23 protein-coding genes are annotated in these 25,647 nt (G+C 46.1%); 10 read left to right on the top strand and 13 right to left on the bottom strand.

Annotation, left to right across the window (positions count from 1 at the left end):
• Positions 1-366: 366 nt before the first annotated feature.
• The 3 genes from R7190_RS09330 to R7190_RS09340 all read right to left on the bottom strand — a co-directional run bounded on the left by R7190_RS09330 (position 367) and on the right by R7190_RS09340 (position 3,583).
• Entirely contained in the window at positions 367-1,491 is a 1,125-nt protein-coding gene (locus tag R7190_RS09330; RefSeq protein WP_017819760.1) for a M14-type cytosolic carboxypeptidase, read from the bottom strand.
• A gap of 113 nt (positions 1,492-1,604) precedes the next feature.
• Positions 1,605-3,005 carry an FAD-dependent oxidoreductase gene (locus R7190_RS09335; RefSeq protein WP_042523350.1) on the bottom strand — a complete coding sequence of 467 codons (1,401 nt, stop codon included), beginning with the start codon at positions 3,003-3,005 and terminating at the stop codon, positions 1,605-1,607.
• Positions 3,006-3,223: 218 nt separating this feature from the next.
• Positions 3,224-3,583, bottom strand: coding sequence for a DUF3316 domain-containing protein (locus R7190_RS09340; protein ID WP_017819758.1), 360 nt, complete (start codon positions 3,581-3,583; stop codon positions 3,224-3,226).
• Positions 3,584-3,995: 412 nt separating this feature from the next.
• Between R7190_RS09340 and R7190_RS09345 the strand changes: the two genes are divergently transcribed.
• Together R7190_RS09345 and R7190_RS09350 are read left to right on the top strand one after the other, a co-directional pair.
• Positions 3,996-4,922 carry a VirK/YbjX family protein gene (locus tag R7190_RS09345; RefSeq protein ID WP_005384371.1) on the top strand — a complete coding sequence of 309 codons (927 nt, stop codon included), beginning with the start codon at positions 3,996-3,998 and terminating at the stop codon, positions 4,920-4,922.
• 12 nt (positions 4,923-4,934) lie between these two features.
• Positions 4,935-5,486 carry an outer membrane beta-barrel protein gene (locus tag R7190_RS09350; protein WP_005374044.1) on the top strand — a complete coding sequence of 184 codons (552 nt, stop codon included), beginning with the start codon at positions 4,935-4,937 and terminating at the stop codon, positions 5,484-5,486.
• A gap of 68 nt (positions 5,487-5,554) precedes the next feature.
• Here R7190_RS09350 and R7190_RS09355 read toward each other — a convergent pair whose 3' ends face one another.
• The 5 genes from R7190_RS09355 to R7190_RS09375 form a co-directional block, all read right to left on the bottom strand.
• Positions 5,555-6,460 (bottom strand): EamA family transporter, encoded by a 906-nt coding sequence (locus R7190_RS09355; RefSeq protein ID WP_186585504.1) that lies wholly within the window; start codon positions 6,458-6,460, stop codon positions 5,555-5,557.
• Positions 6,461-6,526: 66 nt separating this feature from the next.
• Positions 6,527-7,231 (bottom strand): phosphonate utilization transcriptional regulator PhnR, encoded by a 705-nt coding sequence (phnR, locus tag R7190_RS09360; RefSeq protein ID WP_005374048.1) that lies wholly within the window; start codon positions 7,229-7,231, stop codon positions 6,527-6,529.
• Between the two features lie 9 nt (positions 7,232-7,240).
• The gene (locus tag R7190_RS09365) at positions 7,241-8,965 is read right to left on the bottom strand and encodes a putative 2-aminoethylphosphonate ABC transporter permease subunit (protein WP_213986350.1); all 1,725 of its coding nucleotides are present in this window, start codon (positions 8,963-8,965) and stop codon (positions 7,241-7,243) included.
• 8 nt (positions 8,966-8,973) lie between these two features.
• The gene (locus R7190_RS09370) at positions 8,974-10,080 is read right to left on the bottom strand and encodes a putative 2-aminoethylphosphonate ABC transporter ATP-binding protein (protein ID WP_186585507.1); all 1,107 of its coding nucleotides are present in this window, start codon (positions 10,078-10,080) and stop codon (positions 8,974-8,976) included.
• A 260-nt stretch (positions 10,081-10,340) separates the two neighbouring features.
• Entirely contained in the window at positions 10,341-11,351 is a 1,011-nt protein-coding gene (locus tag R7190_RS09375) for a putative 2-aminoethylphosphonate ABC transporter substrate-binding protein (protein WP_171342663.1), read from the bottom strand.
• Between the two features lie 266 nt (positions 11,352-11,617).
• On the opposite strand from R7190_RS09375, the gene phnW reads away from it, so the two are divergent.
• The 3 genes from phnW (at position 11,618) to phnX (ending at position 15,022) form a co-directional block, all read left to right on the top strand.
• The gene (gene phnW / locus R7190_RS09380) at positions 11,618-12,721 is read left to right on the top strand and encodes a 2-aminoethylphosphonate--pyruvate transaminase (RefSeq protein WP_186585508.1); all 1,104 of its coding nucleotides are present in this window, start codon (positions 11,618-11,620) and stop codon (positions 12,719-12,721) included.
• 26 nt (positions 12,722-12,747) lie between these two features.
• Positions 12,748-14,127, top strand: coding sequence for an aspartate aminotransferase family protein (locus tag R7190_RS09385; protein ID WP_186585509.1), 1,380 nt, complete (start codon positions 12,748-12,750; stop codon positions 14,125-14,127).
• 79 nt (positions 14,128-14,206) lie between these two features.
• Positions 14,207-15,022, top strand: coding sequence for a phosphonoacetaldehyde hydrolase (phnX, locus tag R7190_RS09390; RefSeq protein WP_186585510.1), 816 nt, complete (start codon positions 14,207-14,209; stop codon positions 15,020-15,022).
• 86 nt (positions 15,023-15,108) lie between these two features.
• On the opposite strand, the gene R7190_RS09395 is transcribed toward phnX, so the two are convergent.
• Positions 15,109-16,137, bottom strand: a complete 1,029-nt coding sequence (locus R7190_RS09395; RefSeq protein WP_005442357.1) for a LacI family DNA-binding transcriptional regulator — start codon at positions 16,135-16,137, stop codon at positions 15,109-15,111.
• Between the two features lie 227 nt (positions 16,138-16,364).
• Between R7190_RS09395 and R7190_RS09400 the strand changes: the two genes are divergently transcribed.
• Genes R7190_RS09400 through R7190_RS09410 form a run of 3 tightly spaced genes read left to right on the top strand, consistent with a single transcriptional unit; the run spans position 16,365 to position 18,421 of the window.
• Positions 16,365-16,808 carry a PTS sugar transporter subunit IIA gene (locus tag R7190_RS09400; RefSeq protein WP_005384357.1) on the top strand — a complete coding sequence of 148 codons (444 nt, stop codon included), beginning with the start codon at positions 16,365-16,367 and terminating at the stop codon, positions 16,806-16,808.
• Between the two features lie 59 nt (positions 16,809-16,867).
• On the top strand, positions 16,868-17,155 hold the full coding sequence (locus R7190_RS09405; RefSeq protein ID WP_005374080.1) for a PTS sugar transporter subunit IIB: 288 nt from the start codon (positions 16,868-16,870) through the stop codon (positions 17,153-17,155).
• A 9-nt stretch (positions 17,156-17,164) separates the two neighbouring features.
• The gene (locus R7190_RS09410) at positions 17,165-18,421 is read left to right on the top strand and encodes a PTS ascorbate transporter subunit IIC (protein WP_186585512.1); all 1,257 of its coding nucleotides are present in this window, start codon (positions 17,165-17,167) and stop codon (positions 18,419-18,421) included.
• A gap of 217 nt (positions 18,422-18,638) precedes the next feature.
• Here R7190_RS09410 and R7190_RS09415 read toward each other — a convergent pair whose 3' ends face one another.
• Entirely contained in the window at positions 18,639-19,001 is a 363-nt protein-coding gene (locus R7190_RS09415) for a hypothetical protein (protein WP_005384348.1), read from the bottom strand.
• A gap of 9 nt (positions 19,002-19,010) precedes the next feature.
• On the bottom strand, positions 19,011-21,041 hold the full coding sequence (locus R7190_RS09420; RefSeq protein WP_025768035.1) for a S8 family serine peptidase: 2,031 nt from the start codon (positions 21,039-21,041) through the stop codon (positions 19,011-19,013).
• A gap of 466 nt (positions 21,042-21,507) precedes the next feature.
• Between R7190_RS09420 and R7190_RS09425 the strand changes: the two genes are divergently transcribed.
• Positions 21,508-22,764, top strand: a complete 1,257-nt coding sequence (locus R7190_RS09425; RefSeq protein ID WP_017819748.1) for a type 2 secretion system lipase — start codon at positions 21,508-21,510, stop codon at positions 22,762-22,764.
• 155 nt (positions 22,765-22,919) lie between these two features.
• Here the strand turns inward: R7190_RS09425 and R7190_RS09430 are convergent, their stop codons facing one another.
• Complete coding sequence (locus R7190_RS09430; RefSeq protein ID WP_005374096.1) at positions 22,920-23,519, bottom strand: TetR/AcrR family transcriptional regulator; 600 nt, start codon at positions 23,517-23,519, stop codon at positions 22,920-22,922.
• A 111-nt stretch (positions 23,520-23,630) separates the two neighbouring features.
• Between R7190_RS09430 and R7190_RS09435 the strand changes: the two genes are divergently transcribed.
• A complete protein-coding gene (locus tag R7190_RS09435; protein ID WP_005374097.1) occupies positions 23,631-24,173 on the top strand; it encodes a carboxymuconolactone decarboxylase family protein in 543 nt (180 codons plus the stop codon).
• Positions 24,174-24,269: 96 nt separating this feature from the next.
• Here R7190_RS09435 and R7190_RS09440 read toward each other — a convergent pair whose 3' ends face one another.
• A complete protein-coding gene (locus R7190_RS09440) occupies positions 24,270-25,646 on the bottom strand; it encodes an efflux transporter outer membrane subunit (RefSeq protein WP_213986349.1) in 1,377 nt (458 codons plus the stop codon).
• Position 25,647 lies beyond the last annotated feature (1 nt).

The following is a 25,647-nucleotide window of genomic DNA, read 5'->3' on the forward strand; positions in this document are numbered from 1 at the left end:
CGAATAGAAATAGCTAAATAGCGTAGGAAAGAATCAAAAATGATATTCAAACGCCAATGACGTAAAACGGAAAAAGGTAACCTCAAGACCATCTATTCATGAGCTTCATCCGCATACCCAACCGAAAAACAAAGTTCGTTGCGTTGGTTTAGCCATAGTCAATTCGTTGCGGAGAATATCACAAAGAAGCCAACTTTCTGTGACGCAAATCACCATAAAAAGCCACTTTCTCAAATTTAAGAATCATCATTTAAGCTTGTGAATGGCAACAAATTTTTACAGGGGAGCGTGGATCTGGAGAGCACAAAAAACAGCTCATTTAAATGAGCTGTTTTCGAAATAATGAAAAAGCGTTAACTCGTCGCGCTAAATTTTATCCGCTACGGTTAACGTTGCAGCTAATACATCTTGCCCAAACAAGACACTACGCTCAGGAGACCAACCGTAAAGTGGATCTGGGTGATTGTTGTTATCTTTAAATGGCATTTCGATTGTGTAAGACAAGCATTTGAACTGCTCTGCAACCCAATTTGAACCCACCGTCAAATTCGCTTTACCAGGCTCATCTTTATCGTAACCAATCTCATCTTGGAACTCTGGCGTAATAGTCAGTAACGCTTGCTTAAATGATGTCTCTAAAGCGGCAAGATTTTCATCGTAAGAAGGAATACCTTCTGAGCCAGCGACGAAGTTATACGGAATCGCTTCATCGCCATGAATATCTAAAAACATGTCAACACCCGTTTCCAGCATGCGCTGACGCACAAGGTAGACTTCTGGGCTCTTTTCCATTGATGGCGTTTGCCATTCACGATTTAGGTTTACACCTACTGCGTTGGTACGCAAGTGACCGCGAATACCACCGTCTGGGTTCATATTTGGTACGACGTAAAGCACCGCTTTTTCAAGCAATGCACGCGCAACCGTGTCGTTTTCATCTAACAGACGTTGGATCATACCTTCCATGAACCATTCCGCCATGGTCTCACCTGGGTGCTGACGTGCAATCATCCAGATTTTCTTTTTGCCTTCTTCTGGCTCACCAAAAGTAAGCAAGCTCATGTCATTGCCATCTAGCGTATGACCAAGCGTCTCTAGTTGGCAGTGGTGCGCGCTTTGTGCCATGTGTAACAAGTCTAAATGACGATCGTACGTGTATGGCGCAAAGTACGCGAAGTAAATTGAGCTGCGCTCAGGGATTACAGTGAAAGTCAGCGTGTCGCCATCGAACTCTGCCGGTACTCGGAACCATTCTTCACGATCGTAAGACGCAACCACATCGTAACCTTGCCATCCTTCTGGATAAGCCGATTTAGCCAAATCAAGCAATTTGATGGTGTGTGATTGCTCGGCTTCTGTCTCAAGACGGAAGTGGAACCACTGGTAGAATTCCGACATATTGTCGTTAGGAATTTTGAGTTGGATGTCGTTTTTGTCGTCCGCTTTCACTACGTGAATGCTGCCGCTATCGAAGTTGCTGAATACTTTCATTTTATGACTCACCTTTTAAATCTGAGCTTGAAAGACAGAGGCTAACACAAGGCTTCATCGCGCCCCAATGACTTTCACTGCAAACTGTCTCGTTTGTGGCTAAAGTCTTCAGTTTAGTCAAGCTTATCCGCTTTGCCTGCTGGTCCCGCGAGTTTTGCTAGCCACTTATCCCAGATAAACGGCGTTTTCTCGTTATCTTCTGCTTCCTCTTTTCGACGTACCGCGTTGCGCACTATCATAGCCCCGGTCCAGCGAAGCGGTTCTGGTGGGAAATACCCCAACGGTCCTTTGGCTAAACCACTGTTCGTCCACTCGTTATCGATTCCCAATATCAATGAAGATAAGATCTTTCCGCCCATTCGAGTCTGCGCTACACCATTGCCTGAATAACCAAATCCGTAAAAGATATTGCTCTGTTTATCTAGCTCGCCGAAAAAAGGGAAACCAGTAGCAGAACGATCAGAGCCCCCCGTCCATGAATAAGCAAACTCCTCTCCTCTCAAATGAGGAAACAACTTATCGAACGACTTGCGCAGTAGACCTTGGTAGCGTGTTGGCTTGTTAAACATTGCGTCGACTTGGTTATTGAAAGAAAACTGATTGCCGCCTTTCCCCAACATCAAACGGCCATCTGGCGTATCTCGGTAATAGTGGACGAAGATACGTGAATCCAACACGCTAGAACCTGCCTGCCAACCAGATAGAGGTAGTGCGTCACCAAGGGGCTTGGTGATCACCATGTCGGAAGAGACCACCACGATACTGTTTTTGAACTGTTTAAACTGCTCCACCATCCATGCATTTAATGCCAATACCACCTGCTGCGCTTGAACATTTCCTTTAGGTGTACAGACAGTGGCAGGTTTTCCATAATCTAGACGCGTCATCGGCGTGTTCTCATAAACTTCTACACCCAGATCAATAGCAACACGGCGTAACCCCCTCACTAATAATGCAGGTTGAACGCTGGCTGCAACTGGAGAGTGAAAGCCTTCTATATGTCGAGGTGAACCCGCATTGGCACGCAGTTCCTCCACCGAGCAACGACGCCAACTGTTCACTTCTAATCGCTTTAACTCGTCCACAACTGGCTGCATTCCCCCAGTTTGAGCCTGATTGGTTGCAGTGTAATAAACCCCTTTCAACGATAAGTGCGCATCAATGTTGTGCTGCTGACAAAAGTCGTCAATCTCTAGCACTGCTTGTTCCGACTCTTTTACTAACCAAGCAGCATGTTCTTCACCGAATAACCGTTTCAATGTCGGAAACTTGGTAGACCAAGTCAGCATACAACCGCCGTTTGCGCCCGATGCACCACTGCCACAAAGGCCTTTTTCAATCACGACTACCTTTTTTTCCGGAGATTGCTGCTTAATCATAATCGCGGTCCAAAGTCCGGTGTATCCGCCACCAACAATCGCAACGTCAGTATTAATGTTCTGCTGTAACGGTTGTGGCGTTTCTGGTTGCTCAGCTTCAATTGCCTGCTTGAACCAATATGAATGATGTGTCATCGGGTATCCTCGTTAGTGCGTTACATCCATTTCCGCAAACACTTTACAAACGATGATGACAATCAACGAGCAAGAAAATCTAACGCTGAGCGATAGAAAATGTTGCACTGAGAGTGTGAAATTTTCGCTTTCGACAAAAACAAAATGGGGAGCTCGTGGCTCCCCAAAACAAACAGCAAAAAATATTAGTGGTAAACAATTCAAGTCCGTCTTACTGGTTAGTATTTACCGGTATCACGCATGCGGTACTCGTATTGAACATTGAGAATAGGCTGGTAAACAACTTGCCCGTCACTTTGCAAGAACTCATTTACCATGACTTTTGAGTCAGTGATAGAAAACGATTGGCGATCAACATACGTTGTAAGGCTCGTAAACTCATCACGGAGTTGTCCAGATGATTTATTTTGGTAGCTTTGGATCATGTCTCGGCCCATTTCATAAGCCGCTTGTTTGCTATCCATTACGTCGCCATGGATAGTTTCAGTATCGTTTGTCCACTGATAACCACCAGCAAGAGCCATAGAAGGTGCAGCAATCAGAGCAATCGTACTTGCTAAAGTTGTTAAGCGTTTCATAAACCTCTCCTTACTTACCTTTACATCGGGCCAAAATTGGCTCGATACTTATAAGGTACGTATAAAGACCTAAAACACGTCAAAACAATTTCAAATAATGTTCAATTTTCGTTCAACTTATTTCACATTAACTTAGCAACTCAACGTCATATTCAGCCTACATTCGCATTTTCTTCATTTAGAACAATGGGTTTCAACCTGACACTTCCTTACCAAACCATACAATACCTAAGGTCAATTTTCTCTTAGAATTCCAGCAAAAGAACAGTGTTCAAAACCTTACACAAACGTCGGACACAGCAAAAACCACCTCTTTTCAGTCGTGCTTTGCATTCCTCCTTTTCGGGTTCTTCGCTGCTCGTCCGTCGGTTCTTAATTGTCGCTATTGAGCACAAGTTAATCTGGAGTGAAAATGACCGCGAACAAATCCATTTTTTACCATAGCAAATCGATTTACTCAGATGATTATGCTGATGTCTACAAGCCAATTTGGACCTACAGAGCTAAGTTCATCTTACGTGCGCTTTATTACAAACGTGCGTTTAAGCACCTTTCAGACAATATTGAATCGTCATTGTTAGAGTTGCTTTGTACACGTACGCATCGATTTTTAGAGAAGCCGTTTCGTCCGTATATCATCAAAAACAACTCAGCGTTCGATCGTTCTAACTTGGTGGTTGATCACTATAAAACGATTTCAGAACTGTTTTCTAAACAAACAATCGAAGAAATCTACACAGACTCGAAAGGCCTAACATTAGCCTCTTTTGAAATTGACGAAATCCTGTACTCGGTGAGATTAGTATACGAAGCACGTTATCAAAAAGAAGGCGATATGAGCCTAGTGCTGCACAGCGCTGAAGATGGCAACTTCTACACACTCTCTTTTACGCTCGGTCACATCGAATCTGGACGCAGCATTATGATTGGCGGCTTACAAGGACCGCGAAGCAGTGAAGAAAACAACGCGAAAATTAAAAAGCTAACTCGTAAGCTTTACGGACAGAGACCAAAAAGCTTGATGGTGAGCTTGCTCACTTTGCTCGCACAAATTTGGGAAGTGAACACGATTCTAGCAGTGAAAACGCAGTCCCATACTTACGCAGCTAAGCGCTACAGCAAAGGGCGAATCAAAACAGATTACGATGCACTCTGGCAAGAATTAGGCGGCACCGAATACAATCGTCATTTTTACTCAATTGATGTAAATGCACCCCGTCGAGATATCGAAGGCATGTCGCGCTCTAAGCGTTCGATGTATCGTCGCCGTTATGAATGGCTAGACAACACCAAGATCACTTTCGAACAAATATTAAAAGGCGAGCAAGCTAAAAGCTAAGGAGAAGCGTTCATGCGTTATTCATTCATTACTGCTTTAGTGTTGTCGGCTTTTTCTTTGTCAGCCAATGCAGAAACCAGTGAGCACATCATAGGTACAAACATTGGCTATGGCGATGTGAACTACGATGCTCCGACAAGCAAAGAATCAGGCGACATGTTCTTAGGTGAAATATATTACCGCTACATGCCAACACATAACTTTGGTATCGAAGCAGGTTATAAAGGCGCGTTTGACGGTATCGGCTCGATACTCGTGAGTCCGATTTCAGAAGTCACCGATACGAGCTTCTCCGGACCTCGCTTGAGTGGCTATGCTAGCTATCCTCTGGGTTCAGGTTTCGAACTGTACGGCAAGGCAGGTGTCACTCTCTACACTCTCGAATACACTTATAAAGTGAACGGTCAGAGCAAGAACATCGAACACTCAAGTGTCGGAGGTGAAGCGGCTGGCGGTATCGGCTGGAGCTATAAACACTTTGGTTTGAATGCAGAATATGTGTACTCAAAAAACAGCGATTTTGACTCTAGCGGCGTGATGTTTGGTGCGCAACTGCGTTTTTAAACAAGGCTTACAAGTTAATACAAAAGGCAGCGAGAGGCTCATTCGCTGCCTTTTTTCGTGAATATAGGTCAATACGCAAGCGCGAGAATGATCCCCGCCACGATAGAAGTAACGCCAAGCCCTCGGGTGAGATACCATTTCTCAGACAGAAACCAAATCCCCATAAACAATCCAAACACAATACTGATTTGCCTTAGTGCTACGACCAAACTCACGTTGTCGGTCATGGTCATCGCAAACAGCACCAAGCCGTAGGTGGATGCCATCATTACCCCTGCCATGCTGGCTGTTTTTCGGATATGCCAGGCTGTCTTAATCTCATCTGGCTTGCCCGTAACCAAGCACCACACAAGGGCAGGAATACCAATTGCCCAAAACTGCACGCCCAAATAGAAGATTGCACTGTACTGATCATTCAAGATCTCTGATACTTGTCCTGTGAGTAAACTCAGCGCTTCTTTGTCGACCACAGAGTAACCCGTTGTGCCTATTGCGGCAATCAATGCCCAGAACACACCGACATTCAAATAAGAGCCCAATGTCATTTGACGAAAATTCGTCAGTGGCACCAGCATACAACCAAGGGTAATCAGCAAGAACCCAACCCACTGCTGACTGGATAATTCATGTCCCAATACCACAGTGATTGCGCCGACCATCATCACAGGCAGTGCTCGAGCAATCGGATAAACCACACCCACGTCTGCGTGCTTATAAGCGACAATCAAACCGACCAAATAAACCATTTGTGAAATGCCGCTAATGAACAGCAATCCCCAAAACTCGCTCGGTAATGATGTCCAGCCAATGGTCGCCAAATACCAAATCAAATAAGGGGTAAGAATGGCACAGGCAGAGAAGCTGGCGGCCATGGTAAACGCGAGTCCAGAACCTGAGTTGCTTTTACCAAGGATATTCCACCCCGCATGGAGAACAGCAGAAAAAACGACGAGACCAATCGCCAACAAATCCATTTCAATGTTCCTGTCTGAATAAAATAAAGGCCCCGAGATGGAGCCTTACATAATGAGAAAATCCACTTAACGATTGAGTTCCGCCAGAGATTCAATGCTGATGGCATCGTGTCGCCAATACTCGATATCGCAATCAATTAACTCACCGTGTTGATTGTAGTTGATGCGCTCCACTACCATCGCAGGCGTACCGGCTGTCGCACGCAGTGCCTGAGCCATTTCACCCAACAAAGTGCTGGTTGAAATGCGGTAGCGAATCTTTTGATACGTCACGCCATAATGCTCGCGGTAAATGTCCGTCAGTGAATTTGATAAATCGTAATCCAGCAGGTTCGGAAACAGCTCTGGACGAATGTAGTTTGTTACGAACACCACAGGTCTGTCTTCAAGGTATCGTACACGGTCGACTCGATACACATCCGAGAAAGGCTGCAAGTCCAGCAAACGCGCCGCTTGTTTGTTTGCCAACGTCCCTTTTGCTGCGACCAACTCCGTTTTTGGCACACGATTTTGCGCTTTCGCCATGTTCGGGAAGTTCAGCGTTTGGGTTGGGTCGTAACGCAATGGCTCAGGTGAGATAAACCAACCTCGGCGATCTTCGCGATAGATTCGACCTTCCGCTTCCAGCAGTGATAAAGCTTCACGCAGAGTGACGCGTGTAGTATCGAACGACTCCGCCAACTTACGCTCTGCTGGCAGTTTTTGACGCGGCGATAGCATGCCCGCTTCAATCTGTTCAACAATCGAATCTTTAATTTTTACGTATTGCACGAAGTGTCCTTATCTTTTGCGCCAAGCTTGTGTGCGATTTTCTAACAATTTACCCAAAGTCATCTGAACAATCTTCGCAATTGCGGCAGCCATCATGATCATCACAGCCATTGCCGCAGCAGCGCCAGTTTGACCTGCATCGTCCATATTCAGAATCGAGACCGAAGCCGGAATCGTATCGGTTGAGTAAAGGAATACTACCGCAGAAGTGGTGGTCAATGCATTAACAAACAAGTAAGTCGCAATGTCCAAAATCGCAGGTAAACACACAGGTAATGTCACTTTAAAGAACAACTTGTACTGAGGAAGCTTCACCGATGCCGCCGTGGCTTCAATCTCTGATGGCAACTGCTTTAGCGCTGTCAGGGCGGTCATGTGACCCACTGTGTAGTAATGCACTACCGTGTTAATCACCAAGAATGCCATGGTGCCATAAAGCACGTTCAGAGGATTGTTCGCATCGTTGAAGTAAAAGATGTAACCCAAGCCAAGCACCATACCAGGAACCGCCATTGGCACCACGCTAAGCATTTGCATCACTTGACGAATTGGACCAAACGCACGTCCTTTCTCAATGCAGTAAGCACCGACAAAGATAATGGCTGTACCAATAACTGCCGTCCAACCTGCCAGCGTTAGCGAGTTGAAGAATGGGCTCCAACCGTAAGTGCTCATTTCAGCAAAGTTGTAGTTGTTTAGTGTCAGCGCTTTGTTCCAAGGCCAGAACGTAACTAACGAGCCATACACCGCCATGCCAAGTACTGCCAACACTGCAATAGAAATGATGCTGCAGTAAACCAAACAAATGCTGTCGCGCGCTTTGTTAGGTTCTGGCTGATAAGGCACCGAGCGAGTGTCAAATAAGCTCTTTTGCTTTTTCTGTACCCAGCGGTCTGCTCCAAATGCCATTACCGCAGGGAATAAAAGCATAATGCTGGTCACCGCCCCCATGGCAAAGTTTTGTTGCCCCACGACTTGCTTGAAGATGTCAGTCGCCAGAACGTTGTAGCTGCCACCAATCACTTTCGGCACACCAAAGTCCGTGATAACCAGTGTAAAGACGACGATAAGCGTACTGATCAAACCGTATTTCGCCGCAGGTAGCGTCACCATAAAGAAGGTTTTGATGGGCGATGTTTTAAGTGCGCGGGCAGCTTCATACAAACGGGCATCTGAAGTGCGCAGCGAAGTAGTCAAAATCATCAATGCATGAGGGAAGGTCCAGAAAATCAAACCCATCGAGATACCAATCACGCCGTAAATCGAGTTTCCTAACAACATCTCTTTGGCAATGCCTTGATTACCGAAAAGGAAGATCAAACTGATCGCTGGTAACAGCGAAGGCGCAAGAATTGGCGCAGTACCTAGGATTTGGAACAAACCTTTAAACGGCATGCATGAACGAGTCAGCGCGTAGGCATAGCCAAATGCAAGCACACCGACTAACGAGGTCACTATCACGCCCAAAGTGAAGGTGTTGCCCACCGACACCCACAAGCTTGAAGAGGAAAAGTACGTCGCAAAGTTTGCCAATCCGACAAATTCGCCATTGGCATTTTGCACACTCTTGGTCAACATAGCCCAAAGCGGCATTAAGATGAACAACACCATCATGGTCGACAAGCCAGCGAGCAAACCAAACAACACAAGGTTGTCGCGGCTAACACGTCCGAGTAGGGATTTTGCTTTGTCTTGTGTGGTCAGGCTATTCATCGTCATTGTCTTCGCATCCATGTTTACACCTACGCCGCTAGCGCTTTATCAACCGAGGGCACGGCGTAACCATGCAGCCCTTCTTCAGCAAACTGGATGTAACGTACATCGCCCGCCTTGATATTGAGTTTTTGAACCGTTTCCACAGGCACATCCACGACGATGGTTTTCGTTGCGCTGTCGTTTTGCAATACGCAATCAATGCGGAAAAACGCCCCCAAAAACTCGGTAGCCGTAACTCTCACAGGTAAAGAATTGGTGTAGTTTTCAACGAACTTGATACTTTCAGGACGCACCGCAAGGTCGAAGCGGTCACCGCGTTGGATCTTACGATTAGTCAAGCTTGGCGCTGGCATTAGGGTTTCTGCAATGCGTACTTGGGAGTCCGTTGCGGCTGAGGTTTCAATAAAGTTCATGCTGCCGACAAACTCAGCGACAAAGCGCGTTGCTGGTTGTTGGTAGATTTCTTGAGGTGTGCCAACTTGCTCAATCACGCCATGGTTCATTACCACGATACGATCCGCCATCGACAACGCTTCATCCTGATCGTGCGTAACCATGATGGTGGTGATGCCCAGCTTACGTTGCAGCTTGCAAATCTCATCACGTAAGTGAACACGTACTTTTGCATCCAGCGCTGACAGCGGCTCATCCAATAACAATAAACCCGGAGACAACGCCAATGCACGAGCCAAAGCAACACGCTGTTGTTGACCGCCAGAAAGTTGATTAGGAAATTTCTCGCCAGAGGTTGGAAGACCAATGGTTTCTAGCCAGTAATCCACCTTCTCTAACGCTTCTTTGGTCGACATACCTTGGTTTTTCAAACCCACCGCAATGTTCTCTTGCACAGTTAGGTTCGGAAACAGCGCATAAGATTGGAATACGATGCCGAAATCGCGCTTCTCTGGTGGTAGGAATGTGGTCTCTTGACCGTTTTGAAAAATTGCACCAGACGTTGGCAAGTCTAGGCCTGCAATGGCACGTAATAGAGTGGTTTTACCGCAGCCAGAAGGACCAAGAAAACAAACAAACTCGCCCTTTTCAATCGCTAGCGAGATTTTCTTTAATGCAGTGAACTGTCCGAATTGCTTCACTACATTTTCGATATTTAGGTAATGTTGGTTAGTTGACATAACACACGCTCCAGATGGTATATACCAACTTTAGTTTTGGAGTGTTACGTTCCAATGACAAATTTATAGCCAGAAGATGACAAATAGATGAAGGGAGATGAGAGTGGTAATTAGAGATTCCCGACTTTCTTAAGTCCGTCATTCCAGCGAACCTAGGTGAGACTAGGAATCTACTTGCAGCAAACTCTGAAATAACATAGAAAACAAAAAATCCACCTCAACCGAGGTGGATTTCAGTATTCAACTCAAAGCAAATTCAATTAAGATTTTGGCTCTGATTTCGCGTCAAATTTCTCAGACCATGCCGTTAGAATCTCTGCACGCTTGCTGCCCATTTGCGCAAAGTCCATCTTCGCCATGTTCTCTTGAACATTAGGGAAGTTAGACACAGTAGCTTTCACTTCTTTATGTGCAACCACTGGGTACATTTCTACGTAAAGCTCGTTTGCCGCTTTAGAGATTGACCAGTCGACAACACGTTTCGCTGCATCCGACTCTTTTACTAGACCAACGGCTTCTGATTCCCAACCGATGCCTTTTGGTGTGATCACCGCTAGTGGCGCGCCTTGTGTTTTCAACTTCGCGCCGCGGCTTGCCATCGAGATACCGATAGCCACTTCACCCATACCCGCTTGAACACATGGCTTAGAACCCGAGTGCGTGTAGTGTGCAATGTTCTTGTCTAAGTCACGCATGTAGTTCCATGCCTGATCTTCACCCATGTTTTGTAGCCACGCAGAAACTTGCATGTAGCCAGTGCCCGAAGACGCAGGGTTCGGCATTGCAATGTGACCTTTGTAAACCGGCTTTGTTAGGTCTTCCCAAGAAGTTGGTTTCGGTAGGTTAAGTTGTTTCGCTACCGCTTCGTTGAAACAAACTGCGTTAAAGAACGCATCGTTACCAAACCAAGCTTGGTTTGATTGAGGGTCGTTTAGGTTCGCGTGCAGCTCTTCCAAACCTTTTGGTGTGTAAGGCTTAAGAAGACCTTCATCTTTAAGCAGTGCCATTGACGATCCAGCAAGACCCCAAACCACTTCCGCTTGAGGGTTGTTCTTTTCGGCCAGCAATTTCGCCGTCATGATACCGGTGGAATCGCGAACCCACTTAATCTTGATATCTGGGTTATCTTTCTCAAACGCAGACTTGTATTTAGCAAGAATGTCAGTTTCGAAAGCGGTGTAAACCGTGACTTCCTGTGCTGCCATTGCATTCGTAGCTAGCAGAGAGACAAGTGCAGCCAGCGATCCTTTCATCAAACGGTTTTTCATCATTTTCTCCAGTTAATTTGGCCAAGTTTTAATTTGGTCTGTACCAGTTGACGATATACACCCTACTGAGCCTTTGTGACGAAATCATGACCATTAAATGGCAGTTTTACGAAAATTTGCGATGAATAATCGTTCAATTGATCCGCAATTTTCTGGATATTAAAGTTTTATGAAATTGGACATTCGCCTATTTACTGCCCTTTTCTTCCTCGCTAGAGTTAACTCGAAATTTGGTGTAGACCAATTAGCCTATTCTAATGGAAATCGAGATGAAAAACGAATACCTACTACTGACTCCAGGTCCTCTATCTACTTCTGAAACAGTACGTGAAGCCATGCTAAAAGACTGGTGTACTTGGGATGATGAATACAACAAAGACATTGTAGAAGTGATCCGCACTAAGCTTGTAAAACTGGCGACGGAGCAAGACAGCTACACCAGCGTACTAATGCAAGGTAGCGGCACCGCATCAGTAGAAGCAACGATTGGCAGTGCCATTGGCAAAGATGGAAAATTGTTGGTTGTCGACAACGGTGCTTACGGTGCGCGTATCGCTCAGATCGCTGAATACCTAAATATTCCATGCCATGTAGTTTCCCCAGGCGAAACATCACAGCCACACTTGAACGAGGTGGAAACTGCATTGGCATCGGATCCTGCGATCACACACGTGGCAATTGTTCACTGTGAGACAACCACTGGCATGCTGAACCCAATTGAGGCGTTTGCTTCTGCGGCAAAAGCACACGGTAAAGTGGTGATTCTCGATGCCATGTCGAGCTTTGGTGGCATTCCTATCGATATTGCAGAATTAGGCATCGATTTTATGATCAGCTCTGCAAACAAATGTATTCAAGGCGTGCCGGGTTTTGGCTTTGTGATTGCAAAACAAACTGAGCTAGAAAAGTGCCAAGGTCAGGCACGTTCTTTGAGCCTTGACCTTTACGACCAGTGGCACTGCATGGAAGTGAATCACGGCAAATGGCGTTTCACGTCTCCAACGCACACGGTTCGCGCTTTCTATCAAGCATTGTTAGAGCTGGAACAAGAAGGCGGTATTGAGGCTCGTCATCACCGTTACCAAACTAACCAGAAAACACTGGTTGCAGGTATGCGTTCTTTGGGGTTTGAACCGCTACTGAGTGACGATCTTCACTCGCCAATCATCACTTCTTTCTACTCTCCGACGCACAGTGATTACCAGTTCAAAACGTTCTACACACGTTTAAAAGAGCAAGGTTTTGTGATTTATCCGGGTAAGGTATCGAACGCAGATTGCTTCCGTATCGGCAACATTGGCGAAGTTTACCCAGCTGATATCGAGCGCTTAATCGGTGCAATTGAAAAAGCAATGTACTGGCAAGTTGCGTAAAGCAGCCTTCTGATTGAGAGAGCGTTATGACTCAGAATATCAAACCGACCCATTTCCGCAGCGAAGGCGATGTCAACACGACACCAGCGCGCCAAGCTTGGAACGCATCGATGGACGACGAGCGCACGCAAGCATTACTGAAGCGTGATTCGGAGGTCTTTCTTCATCAAGCCATGTCAACGCCTTGCTTAGATACATTGGAAGCGGCAGAAGGCATCTATATCCAAGATGCTACCGGCAAAAAGTACATGGATTTCCATGGTAATAACGTCCACCAGTTGGGCTATGGTCATCCGCATGTGATTAAACGTGTGCAAGAGCAAATTGCCAAACTGCCGTTTTCACCGCGTCGTTTTACCAACGAGACCGCGATTGAATGTGCCGAAAAACTCACCCAAATCTGTGGCGGCGAATTGAATCGCGTGCTGTTTGCTCCGGGTGGCACATCTGCGGTTGGCATGGCACTTAAACTAGCGCGCCACATCACGGGCAACTACAAGGTGGTGTCTCTGTGGGATTCCTTCCACGGCGCATCGTTGGATGCCATCTCAGTAGGTGGCGAAGCGTGTTTCCGCCAAGGCATGGGACCATTAATGGCAGGTGTTGAACGCATTCCACCAGCCGTGTCTTACCGAGGCGCTTTCCCAGTAGAGGACGGCAGCGACGTGCATTACGCCGATTACCTCGAATACGTGATTGAGAAAGAAGGCGGCGTGGGCGCATTTATCGCAGAAGCGGTTCGCAACACGGATGTTCAAGTGCCGAGTAAAGCCTACTGGAAACGCATCCGTGAAATCTGTGACAAACACAATGTCATGCTGATCATCGACGACATCCCTAACGGCATGGGTCGCAGCGGTGAATGGTTTACATACCAAGCCTACGACATCGAGCCAGATATGCTCTGCATCGGTAAAGGCTTGGGTGGTGGCTTAGTGCCTATCGCAGCCATGGTGACCAAAGACAAATACAACACTGCTGAGCAGATCTCCATGGGCCATTACACTCATGAGAAAAGCCCTATCGGTTGTGCAGCGGCACTGGCAACCATGGAAGCTATTGAGCAAGACGGTTTGCTAGATAAAGCCAAAGCCGACAGCCAGTTCATGCGTGAAAAGTTGCTAGAGATGAAAGCCAAGTACCCAGTGATTGGCGATGTTCGTGGCATCGGCATGTTATGGGGCATTGAACTGGTCACTGACCACGAAAGCAAAGCACGCGCGTATGACGAAGCGGAAGCTGTGCTGTACCAATGCCTCAACAACGGAGTGAGCTTCAAGGTATCGCAAGGTAACGTGATTCAGCTCAGCCCACCGCTGATCATTACTCGCGAACAACTAACCGAAGCGTTGGCGATATTCGAAGAAGCCATCGCCAAAGTATGCAAAGACTTTAACTACTTCTAACCTCAACAAAAACCAATTTATCCTGAGCGCAGTTCCAACGTGTAGGCAGCGCTCTGGCAAGCAAGAAAAAGGATTGAACATGAGCAACTCACCAATTCAAGCAGTGATCTTTGACTGGGCTGGCACTATCGTCGATTTCGGCTCTTTTGCGCCAACCAGTATCTTTGTGGAAGCGTTCAAACAAGGTTTTGATTTTGAAATCGACCTTAAAGAAGCACGTGAACCAATGGGGCTTGGTAAGTGGGATCACATCCAAGCTGTGGGTCGTATTCCTGCTGTTGATAAGCGTTGGAATAAGAAGTTTGGTCGCTCAATGACCAGCGAAGACATCGACGCTATCTACGCAGCATTCATGCCTCTGCAAAAAGCAAAAGTGGCTGACCACGCAGACCCCATCCTTAATGCGATTAAAGTTGTGAACGGTCTGAAAGACAAAAGCATCAAGATCGGTTCTTGTTCTGGTTACCCTCGTGAAGTGATGGACGTATTGATTCCAGTGGCGGCGGATTACGGCTACAAACCGGATTACGTAGTAGCAACAGATGACCTGCCTCAAGGTGGTCGCCCAGCACCATTTATGGCACTGAAAAACGTGATTGAGCTGAATGTAACCGACGTTAAAGCGTGTATCAAAGTGGATGACGCAGCACCGGGCATTGATGAAGGTCACAACGCCGGTATGTGGACCGTTGGCTTGCTGCTTTCTGGTAACGAAGCAGGTCTGACGTTTGAAGAATACCAAGCTGCGGACGAAGCAACGCTTAATGCCGCTCGTGAAAAAGCGCGTGCAAAATTGCTCAAGAGCTCGCCGCACTACCTCATCGACACCATTGCTGACTTCCCAGAAGTGGTTGCAGATATCGAACGTCGCCTAGCAGCAGGTGAGCGTCCGTAGTCGAGAATCACTGTTCTCACGTATAAAAAAACCTCTCAGCATTGAGAGGTTTTTTGTATCGCGTTTTAGTATCTAACCAAATCAAATTAGTTGATCGCAGTGCTCGCTCGGCGTTTTAGCTTAAAGCCCATATCCGTTGCATGCTCTACAGGCTCACCTTTAATGGCTTGCAGTAACTTGTCTGCAGCTTTCGTCCCCATGCGTTCGTAGTCGAATTCCGCACAGGTCAAACTTGGATAGGCGTGCTCACCCATGGAAGAACCTTCCAAACAGATAATCGCAATGTCGGTCGGGACTTTCAGCACTCGGCGGTGACACTCAAACAACGCGCCAATCGCAATCTCTTCATGGCTACATACCAAAGCATTCAAACTTGAATCGCGCAGCAATAGCTTTGCCAACCCTTCCGCACCCAATTGTGAAGATGGTGCTTCGTGCGTGGTTAAGAAATGATCCGGCGCAAGATAGTTCTCAATCATCGCGCTTTGCCAGCCGTGTAGCTTACGTTGCAAAGTGGAGTGATCGCCACGCGCACCAATGAAGCCCACGTTCTTGAAGCCTTGTTCAATCACATGCTTGGTACAGGCTTTACCCACCTCAAAATGGTCAACGCCGATATTGAGATAACTGGCTTTCGAACTTAACTCTGCAATTTCCAATACTGGCGTGTTCGAGGCTTCCAAAAGCTGATTGGTTCGCTGGCTGTGTTCATTACCAAACAACACCACTCCCGCTGGGCGGCTCTCAAGAAATGTCGAAAGCAGTTTCTCTTCTTGCTCTACCGAGTAATCACTGTAGCCAAGCAGCAACTGATAACCCGCTTTGTTCAACGCTTGTTGAAAGCTCGGTAAGAAAAGCGCGCACGCTTTTTCAAACAGGGAAGGAATGATAAGAGCGATGGAGTAACTTTCAGCAGACGCCAAAGCCCCTGCCGCTTTATTCGGGATATAGCCGAGCTCATCAACCACTTGTTGAATCTTTTCTCTCAGCTTGTCAGATACTAGCTCGGGCGTTCGTAATGCTCGCGACACCGTCATGGTGCCTACGCCGGCTTTTTTAGCGACGTCCGCCAAGGTGACATTGCCAGTACTTCTTCGTTTGCGAGGTTCGCTCATTGTTCTTATTTAGTGTTCTCTATTTTCTGCCGCGACATCTTACCACAGCGTTTTAGTGGTTTTGATATTAGCGCATTAGAAGTCGATCACAAGCATATGAAACTCGGATGACTGATAAAAATGGTAGCGCTATCAGATAGCGCTACCATTTGTGATCATTCTCAGGTTTTTCTGACAAATTGATCGATAAAGTACCCATCAACAAAACAACAAACCGGAAAGATCCAATGCTACGTGAACTGATTACCTCTGATGTGATTCGCATCCATTCTGATGCTACTGACTGGAAAGATGCGGTGAGCAAATCCTGTGAAGCACTGATTGAAAATGGCGCGATTGAGCCAAGCTACGTGGACGCTATTTACCGCTCACACGAAGAGCTCGGTCCTTACTACGTGGTAGGTCCTGGTATGGCAATGCCACACGCTCGCCCTGAAGATGGCGTTAACCGTTTGTCTCTTGCCATCACAGTGATTCAAAACGGCGTGAACTTCGATTCTGAAGGTAACGACCCAGTAAAAATGCTGGTTACGCTAGCCGCGACAGACAGTAACTCGCACGTGGATGCGATTTCTAAACTGGCTGAGTTGTTTATGAATGAAGAGCATGTAGAAGCCATCTGCACCGCTCAAAACACACAAGATGTTCTCGCGATCATCGAAAAATACTAACTCCTGATGTGCCCTTAAAAAATGGGCATACACCCCTATAAAAAGAAAAGGTCTGAATTATGAAAATTATGGTTGTTTGCGGTCACGGTCTTGGTACTAGCCTAATGATGGAAATGAGCATCAAAGGCATCGTGAAAGAATTGAATGTAAACGCAGAAGTGGATCATATCGATCTAGGCTCTGCAAAAGGTACGGATTGTGACATCTTCATCGGTACTAACGACATCGTTGAACAGTTGAACGCACTTGGCGTTGAACCTCGCATCGTTGCGCTTGATAACATGGTCGACAAAGTGGCAATGAAAGAGCGTCTATCTGTGGCACTTCAAGAGCTTGGCGCTCTATAAGGTGACGTTATGGAATTTTTCAGTTTCTTAATGAACGATGTCCTATCAGAGCCGGCGGTTCTGGTAGGTCTCATCGCCCTAATCGGCTTAATTGCCCAGAAAAAACCGGTCACCGAGTGCATTAAAGGCACGGTAAAAACCATTCTTGGTTTCATCGTGCTTGGCGCGGGTGCGGGTCTGGTTGTGACTTCTCTGGGTGACTTTGCGACGATTTTCCAACACGCGTTCGGCATCACAGGCGTGGTTCCAAACAACGAAGCTATCGTCTCTATCGCACAAGAAGCGTTTGGTAAAGAGATGGCGATGATCATGTTCTTCGGTATGTTAGTGAACATCTTGATCGCTCGCTTCACGCCATGGAAATTCATCTTCCTAACGGGTCACCACACGTTATTTATGTCGATGATGGTAGCGGCGATCCTTGCTTCTAGCGGCATGAAAGGTGTTCCACTGATCGCACTTGGCTCTCTGGTTGTGGGCTCTGTGATGGTGTTCTTCCCTGCGATTGCTCACAAGTACATGAAGCAAGTAACAGGTTCTGACGACGTTGCGATTGGTCACTTCTCTACCCTTTCTTACGTACTAGCGGGCTTTATTGGCAGCAAGTTCGGTAACAAAGAACACTCTACTGAAGAGATGAACGTACCTAAGAGCTTGTTGTTCCTACGTGATACGCCTGTAGCAATCTCGTTCACCATGGGCATCATCTTTATGGTGACGTGTATCTTTGCTGGCGGTGACTTTGTACGCGAAGTTAGCGGTGGTAAGCACTGGTTCATGTTCGCGCTGATGCAATCCATCACATTCGCCGGTGGTGTGTACGTTATCCTTCAAGGTGTACGTATGGTTATCGCAGAAATCGTTCCGGCGTTTAAAGGCATCTCAGACAAACTAGTACCAAACGCGAAACCTGCGCTTGATTGTCCGGTTGTATTCCCATACGCACCAAACGCAGTATTGGTTGGCTTCCTATCGAGCTTTGCGGCGGGTCTTTTGGGTATGTTCCTACTTTACGTGATGAGGCTTACTGTGATTATCCCTGGTGTCGTTCCACACTTCTTTGTAGGTGCAGCGGCAGGTGTATTTGGTAACGCTACAGGTGGTCGTCGCGGTGCAATCTTGGGTGCTTTTGCACAAGGTCTACTGATTACCTTCCTACCAGTATTCCTAATGCCAGTACTGGGTGACCTAGGCTTTGCTAACACGACCTTTAGTGACGCAGACTTCGGCGCTGTTGGTATCCTACTGGGTCTGATTGTTCGCTAAGTAGTTAGTCTGAATATAACTAGCTGATAACTGACTTGATTGATGCGCGAATAGGCTCATCGGCATCAATCTTCAAGAATATCTCGTCATAGCAAACGACTGGCTTTAGAAGAAACCAGTCATAAAAAATAATCATAGAAAACAATCGTAGAAAGAAAACAAACGCCCCTAACGTGAGGGGCGTTTTCTTTTTGGCACTATCTTAAGGAGGTTTGGCTTATTGAAGCGTATTTCCGTTAGATAGCAGCTTTCTTGTCGGCTCTTGCTCAGTGTATTCGACCGCATCGTGATCCGCGAGCTTATCGACTTCCGCCTGTTCACCCACCACAATCAACACATGTTGTTTCACCAGAGCATCGACCACTTCAATGTTGTGCTGACGAAGAAGCGCTCTCACTTCGCTCTCTTTTCCTTCATGATACTTAACAAAGTAACGTGCAGGTTGCTGCTCGGCTTGATCTTGGCGTTCATCCACGAGAGGAAATCCTTGATTGTTTGCCAAGCTGCTTGAGCTCAGTCCGATTGCCAATAGTGCGGTAGCGCCTACCGCAGACAAAGAAAGTAAGGTCAACTTCTTCATAGCCACTCCTTATTGAAAGGTCAGAGTCCAACTGTTGATGGTGCCTGTGTCTCTTCTGGCACTGTCCACCGCTTTTAGTTCCCATGTACCTTGCGATTCAAAACCAGAAAAATCCGCTTGGAACGTGTTTTTTATATCGTTAGCGCTGCCGCCAGTATTATTGTGAAGTACAACTTCTCCACCAGTCGGTGACGTTAAAGTCACTCGTAGATCACCGATGTAAGTGTGGCTAATATCAACGTCAATACTTACTGTGCCTGAATCACCAGAGCGATCGACTTCTACTGCACTGATTGCGCCAGAAGATTTATTATCTGGAATCGCAACAGGGCTGGTATTTGAGAAGCTAGAGTCCGAAGAGCTACCACCATCAGGTCCATTACAGCCAGCGTCCAAGAACAGCTTCGCCGCTTCAGCATTAACTAGGCCGTGGCCAGTACGGTTGTCTCGACCAGCAACATCAATATCTGTTGCAGTTTTCACTAGGGCATTACGTACTTGCGCTGCGGTACAGGTTGGGTGGTAACTCCACACCAAGCCAGCTACGCCCGTTACGTGCGGTGTCGCCATTGATGTACCATTGTAGTACTCGTAATCTTCACCAGAGGTTGTTGCAACAGTAATTTCCTGACCAACATACCCCAACAGCTCTTGACCAAATGCACGATCAACCGTTACCGAAACCATACGATAAGCGTTGTTTGTGTCTACCAAGAAAGGGTTTTGTAAACCAGGTAGTTCAGAGTTGCTGTATACGATTGCAGCTCGCGCACCCGCATTGTAACAAGCCTGAACCGCATCTACTTCAGGGTAGTTTCCTGAAGACTGGTTGCCGATACGCTCAGTCAAACAAATTTTGCCCGACATATCACCACAGTTAAAGTTACCGCCAGAGACATCACAGCTATCTAGCGTTGCCGTTACTGAACCCGCGATTGGATCCGGAACATACGAAGAACCGTTATTGATCAAACGATTGTGAGGAACAATCCCACGATCAAACTGACTGACACCATTCAAGGTAATATCAGAAAGTTTACCTTCACCTACCGTAACCGTTGATAAGATCGCCACACCCGGGCCTGAGATCTCAACTTGATTAGTAGATTGTGAGAACGCTGCATGATCATTTTGATTATCAACAGCCGCAACAGACATCACTGAGTCATAAGAAGCTGGATAGCTGTGCGCTGTATTGCCATCATTACCCGCAGCGGCGATCAATAGAACGCCTTGATCGTAAATATTTTGCAGTGCATTTTGCTCAGTTCGGCTTGATTGACTACCACCAAGGCTCATGTTCACAACGTTAGCACCATTATCGGCACAGGTCTGGATAGCTTTAACAAGCCCAGATGAGTAACCCCAACCCGATTCGTTAAATACTTTCACGATGTGCAAATTAACATTCTGGTTTGGCATCACACCCTTTACACCTTCGGTGTTGGCAATCGCAGCAATCGTACCCGCGACGTGAGTACCGTGGGCATTGTTGTTACCCGGATCACTCCATGATCCCGTACCACTATCGTTAGTACCAGCAACGCGGTTACCGCTTAGGTCGTTGTGCGAAATGTCGTACCCTGAATCGATAATACATACAGTGCGATTACCCGCATTGAAGTCAGCTAGCAGTTGAGCATTAACCGCTTCATATCCCCATGGGGTCGTTTCGCTGAGCAAATAGCGAGGTGGATCGACTTCCACGTATTCCACATCACTACGATTGCGAAGCGGCTCTAAGTCATCGCCATCCAATTCAACGCTGTAAATGGCGCGATTGCCTAGTTTTTCCACCTTACGTGCCTTCACCTGTTCTAGAACAGACTCCTGCGCGATTCGTGGCCCCCAGAATGAGTTACCACCCATTGAAGAACGGCTGACTGCATCTTCTTTGAATTTGACGATGTACTTCGTCGGTAACTTAGATTCATCAAATCCCATTGGTGGAGCCGCAAACGCTGACATCGAAGTGGTCAGTGCTATTGCTACGGCAGACAACGAAAATAAGCCTTGTTTTTTACTTGTTGTGTAGTGCATTTGCCCTATTCCTTATTTGAGCTAATTTTTATTCACTATATTCTCATGAAAAGTCATCATCATGATGTTTGCATGAGAGCTTCAGCTATAGTTTACAGAGCAAAAATGCCAAACAATTTGTTTCATGAATATACAAATTTGTACAAAAGATCATTCAATAAACACTTTAAGTTAACATTAAAAATCACCGACAAAACCTTATAAAGCAATTACTTAATTAACAAAAAGTGAATGTTAAATTAATGTTAGTGAGTAATTATTCTAAATATCACCCATTTAATCGATTGCTATGCTGAATGGATTTTTTGACCGTGGTGCCAAAACTGAAATATTGAATATTTAGTTGTTGACTGTCTTGAGCATTTACTCAGAATTAGAAGGTTTAGTGAGAAAAATTCTCATCTAAATACTGTTATAGCCGAGCGTATTCACGCATTCGGAACAATAACCATTACAAGAAGAGTGAATGATGAAAAAAACAATCACACTATTAACTGCATTACTTCCGCTTGCCTCCGCCATTGCAGAGGAGCCAACTTTATCACCAGCAATGGTTTCTGCGGCTGAAGTGGTTAGCGCGCAAGAAAATCAAACTTATACGTACGTTCGATGCTGGTATCGTACGAGCCACTCTAAGGACGATGCGGCTACCGATTGGAAATGGGCAAAAAACCAAGATGGTAGTGACTTCACTATCGATGGCTATTGGTGGAGCTCTGTTTCATTTAAAAACATGTTCTACACCAATACCTCACAAAACGTAATTCGTCAGCGTTGTGAAGAAACACTAGATCTAGCGAACGAGAACGCAGACATTACATTTTTTGCTGCTGACAATCGTTATTCTTATAACCACACGATCTGGAGCAATGATGCTGCAATGCAACCAGATCAGATAAACAAAGTAGTGGCTTTAGGCGATAGCTTGTCTGATACAGGCAACATCTTTAACGCGTCCCAATGGCGCTTTCCTAACCCGAATAGCTGGTTCTTGGGTCACTTCTCAAACGGTTTTGTTTGGACGGAATACGTTGCTAAAGCCAAAAACTTACCGCTATACAACTGGGCAGTTGGTGGCGCAGCAGGTGAAAACCAATACATCGCGCTAACTGGTGTCGGCGAACAAGTTTCTTCTTACTTAACCTACACAAAGCTGGCGAAGAACTACAACCCTGCTAACACATTGTTTACGTTAGAGTTTGGTTTAAATGATTTCATGAACTACAACCGTAGCGTGCCGGAAGTAAAAGCGGATTACGCTGAAGCTCTGATTCGTTTAACAGACGCTGGCGCTAAGAACTTCATGTTGATGACACTGCCTGATGCAACCAAAGCACCACAGTTCAAATACTCAACACAGGAAGAAATTGAAACGATTCGTGCGAAAGTATTGAAAATGAACGAGTTCATCAAAGCACAAGCGATGTACTACAAAGCCCAAGGCTACAACATCGCATTGTTTGATACACACGCACTGTTTGAGAAGTTAACCTCGGCACCAGAAGAACACGGTTTCGTAAATGCAAGCGACCCTTGCTTAGACATCAACCGTTCATCCTCTGTTGACTACATGTACACTCACTCATTACGTTCTGAATGTGCAGCATCTGGCGCAGATAAGTTCGTGTTCTGGGATGTGACTCACCCAACCACAGCAACGCATCGTTATGTGGCTGAAAAAATGTTAGAAAGCAGCAATAACTTAGAAGAGTTTCGCTTTTAATAAGCCGTTGTTGTTCATTGCAAGTTAATCTGCATAAAAATGACCACGATGCTTCGTGGTCATTTTTTATCGATATCGAACCCCGATAACGGGTTTATTTGAGCTCGCTTAGTTCAAGCCGTTGATTTAGAGACGTTGACTTTGAGCAGCCTCATTCAGCTTTCTGTTTTTGGTACGTTACCGCGGAAGCTGTCCACCATAATAGAGATCAACGTCTTTAAGGTTACATCATCACTACGGTATGAGTAGGCTCGTATACCCGTAAACTGAACCTGGAACAACTGAGCAAGAAGCAATGTATCCTGAGCTTCAATTTCGCCATTCTCGATTGCTCGCTCAAACAGCTTTGCAAGAAAAGATTCAAATTGGTTTGCTAAGCTGTTTGTTTGATTGCGCAGCGCATTAAAATCCTCAGCAAATTCACTTGCTGATTTGACTAACATGCACACTTCACTGGGATTGGAGTCTCGCTGATTGATAACCACATCAATCGCGAAAGCTTCTATTGCATCTAGAACCGTTGTGTTCTGAGCTAAATGCAACTCAAACAGGGCTTGTAAGTTCGCAACGTACATTTTTAGCGCTTCACAATATAGCCCCTCTTTTGACCCAAACGTCGCATAAATACTTCCAGGACGCAGATTAACGCTATCTTGTAAATCACGTGTAGATGTTGCATGAAAACCTTTCTTCCAGAATAGATCCGAGGCGGCTTTCACCACTTCATCACGTTGGAATTTCTTTGTATTCGCCATGAGCAATTATCAATTTTGAACATATGCTCAATTTTATATTGAGCGACCGCTCAAAATCAACTATCCTGTTCTTGCCTAATTCGCTCATATCCAACTACAGGAGATTTAAACATGGCAGAATTTAAACTGTATACCGCAGAAAACGCACCCGAAGGATCAAAGCATCTGATTGAAAATTCAGTCAAAGCGTTTGGCATGCTACCAAATCTTCATGCTGTTATGGCTGAAGCGCCAACCTTGCTTGAGGGTTATCAAGTTGTGCATGAGCTCTTTCAACAAACATCATTTAACGCAGAAGAATTGACCGTCGTATGGCAAACCATCAACGTTGAACATGGTTGTCACTACTGCGTTCCTGCTCATAGTGCGATCGCGGCGTCAATGAAAGTGGATCAGGAGATTGTCGATGCTCTCGTCAACCAAACACCATTGGCAGACGAAAAACTTGAAACACTACGAGAAACAACGCTTCAAATGGTGCGTCAACGTGGTGTAGTGGAAGAGTCTCAGATAGAGAAATTCTTTGCGGCAGGTTACGGACAGCAGCAACTGCTTGAAATTGTTCTTGGTCTAGCGCAAAAAGTGATGAGTAACTACACCAATCACCTAGCTGACACCCCGGTTGATGCACCTTTCAAGAAGTTCGCCAAGTAACTTAAGCTTTTATTACTGGTCCCATTCATGGGACCAGTAATACCTTCAAAAAAGGCTTTGTTGCATGGCGCTTCGCTAGTGTGAGCTGACACCTAATTACAACGGCGCAACGTCGGCTCCTCCTAAAGACTGGTAAAGCGTAACCTGAGTGAGAAACTGGTTGTAGCGGTTCTCCAACAAAGAAGCTTGCGCGTTTCTGGTGTCTTCTTGGGCATTCAAATAGTCCATGATCGACGTCGAGCCATACTGATACCGCGCAGCATAAATGGACTCAGCGGCACTTGCGGCATCATATTGTTCTTGTAAACGCGCCGCCTGATACTTCAATTTCTCGCGTGCCGACAAGGCATTTTCGACATCTTGGAATGCGGCGTACAACACTTGGCGATAACTCACAATAGCCGATTGATAGTCTAAATCGGCAATGGCTTGGCTATTTTTCATCTCATTCCACTGCAAAAACGGCAACGTCATATCTGCACCTAAACTGCCGATCGGGTTGGAAAGCAGGTCTTTGAGCGCTTGTGACGATCCCCCCAGAGCCCCAGTGAGCGTCAGCTTGGGCAAATAGTCCAAATCTGCTGCGTCTTTATTTGCTAGCGCGGCTTTGACTTCATAAATCGCTGCTTTAATGTCGGGTCTGCGGATCAATAAATCAGACGGAGCACCAACACTCAACGATGGCATATCGCCTTCAGGCAGCATTTGGATGTTTGCACTGATGCTCTTCGGCGATTGATTGAACAAAATCGCAAAGGCGTTGTTTGCCTCAAGTAAACTCTGTTCAAACTCACTTTGCTGCGCTTGTAAGCTTGCCAACGTACGTTTGGCTTCAAGCACATCTAACTGATCCACAGCGCCAAGTTGGTACTGTTTTTCAATCAATTGTAGCGTTTGAGCTGCGTCTTCCACATTACGCTGACTGAGGTTTAAACGCTGTTTCAGATAGCCGATTTGCCAATATAACGATGCCGTCGTTGCCACCAAACTTTGTGCGGTCGCCTCGCGATCTTGTTGACTTGCCATAGCCGTCCACTTGGCTTGGTCAACGTCCGCCGAGATTTTTCCCCACAAATCCAACTCGTAATTGACGGACAAGTTAGTGCTGTAGCTATCTGCCGATTCCCCGCTATCAAGAGATTTTTGAACTTGTCCTGATGTGGAAGAACTCAACGTAGGGAAAAGGTCATCTTGCGCTAAACCCAGCTGTAAACGCGCTTTCTTTAGCGTTAGCGTTGCCAGCGTCAAATCGTTGTTTTGAGCCAACACCTGAGTAATGTATTGATTAAGCGTTGGGTCGTTAAACGCCAACCACCAAGGATCCATACTGACATCACCCGCAACATGCATCTGTTGCCAATTTGCAGGCACTTGCACCGCAGGAGCTTGATAGTCGCTACGCATAAGCGAACCACAACCTGACAACCACACTGCGCTTAAGGCAGCCGCGACCAATCGAGTTTTGAATTTCATT

It is taken from the genome of Vibrio sp. 1078-1 (genome assembly GCF_033340475.1).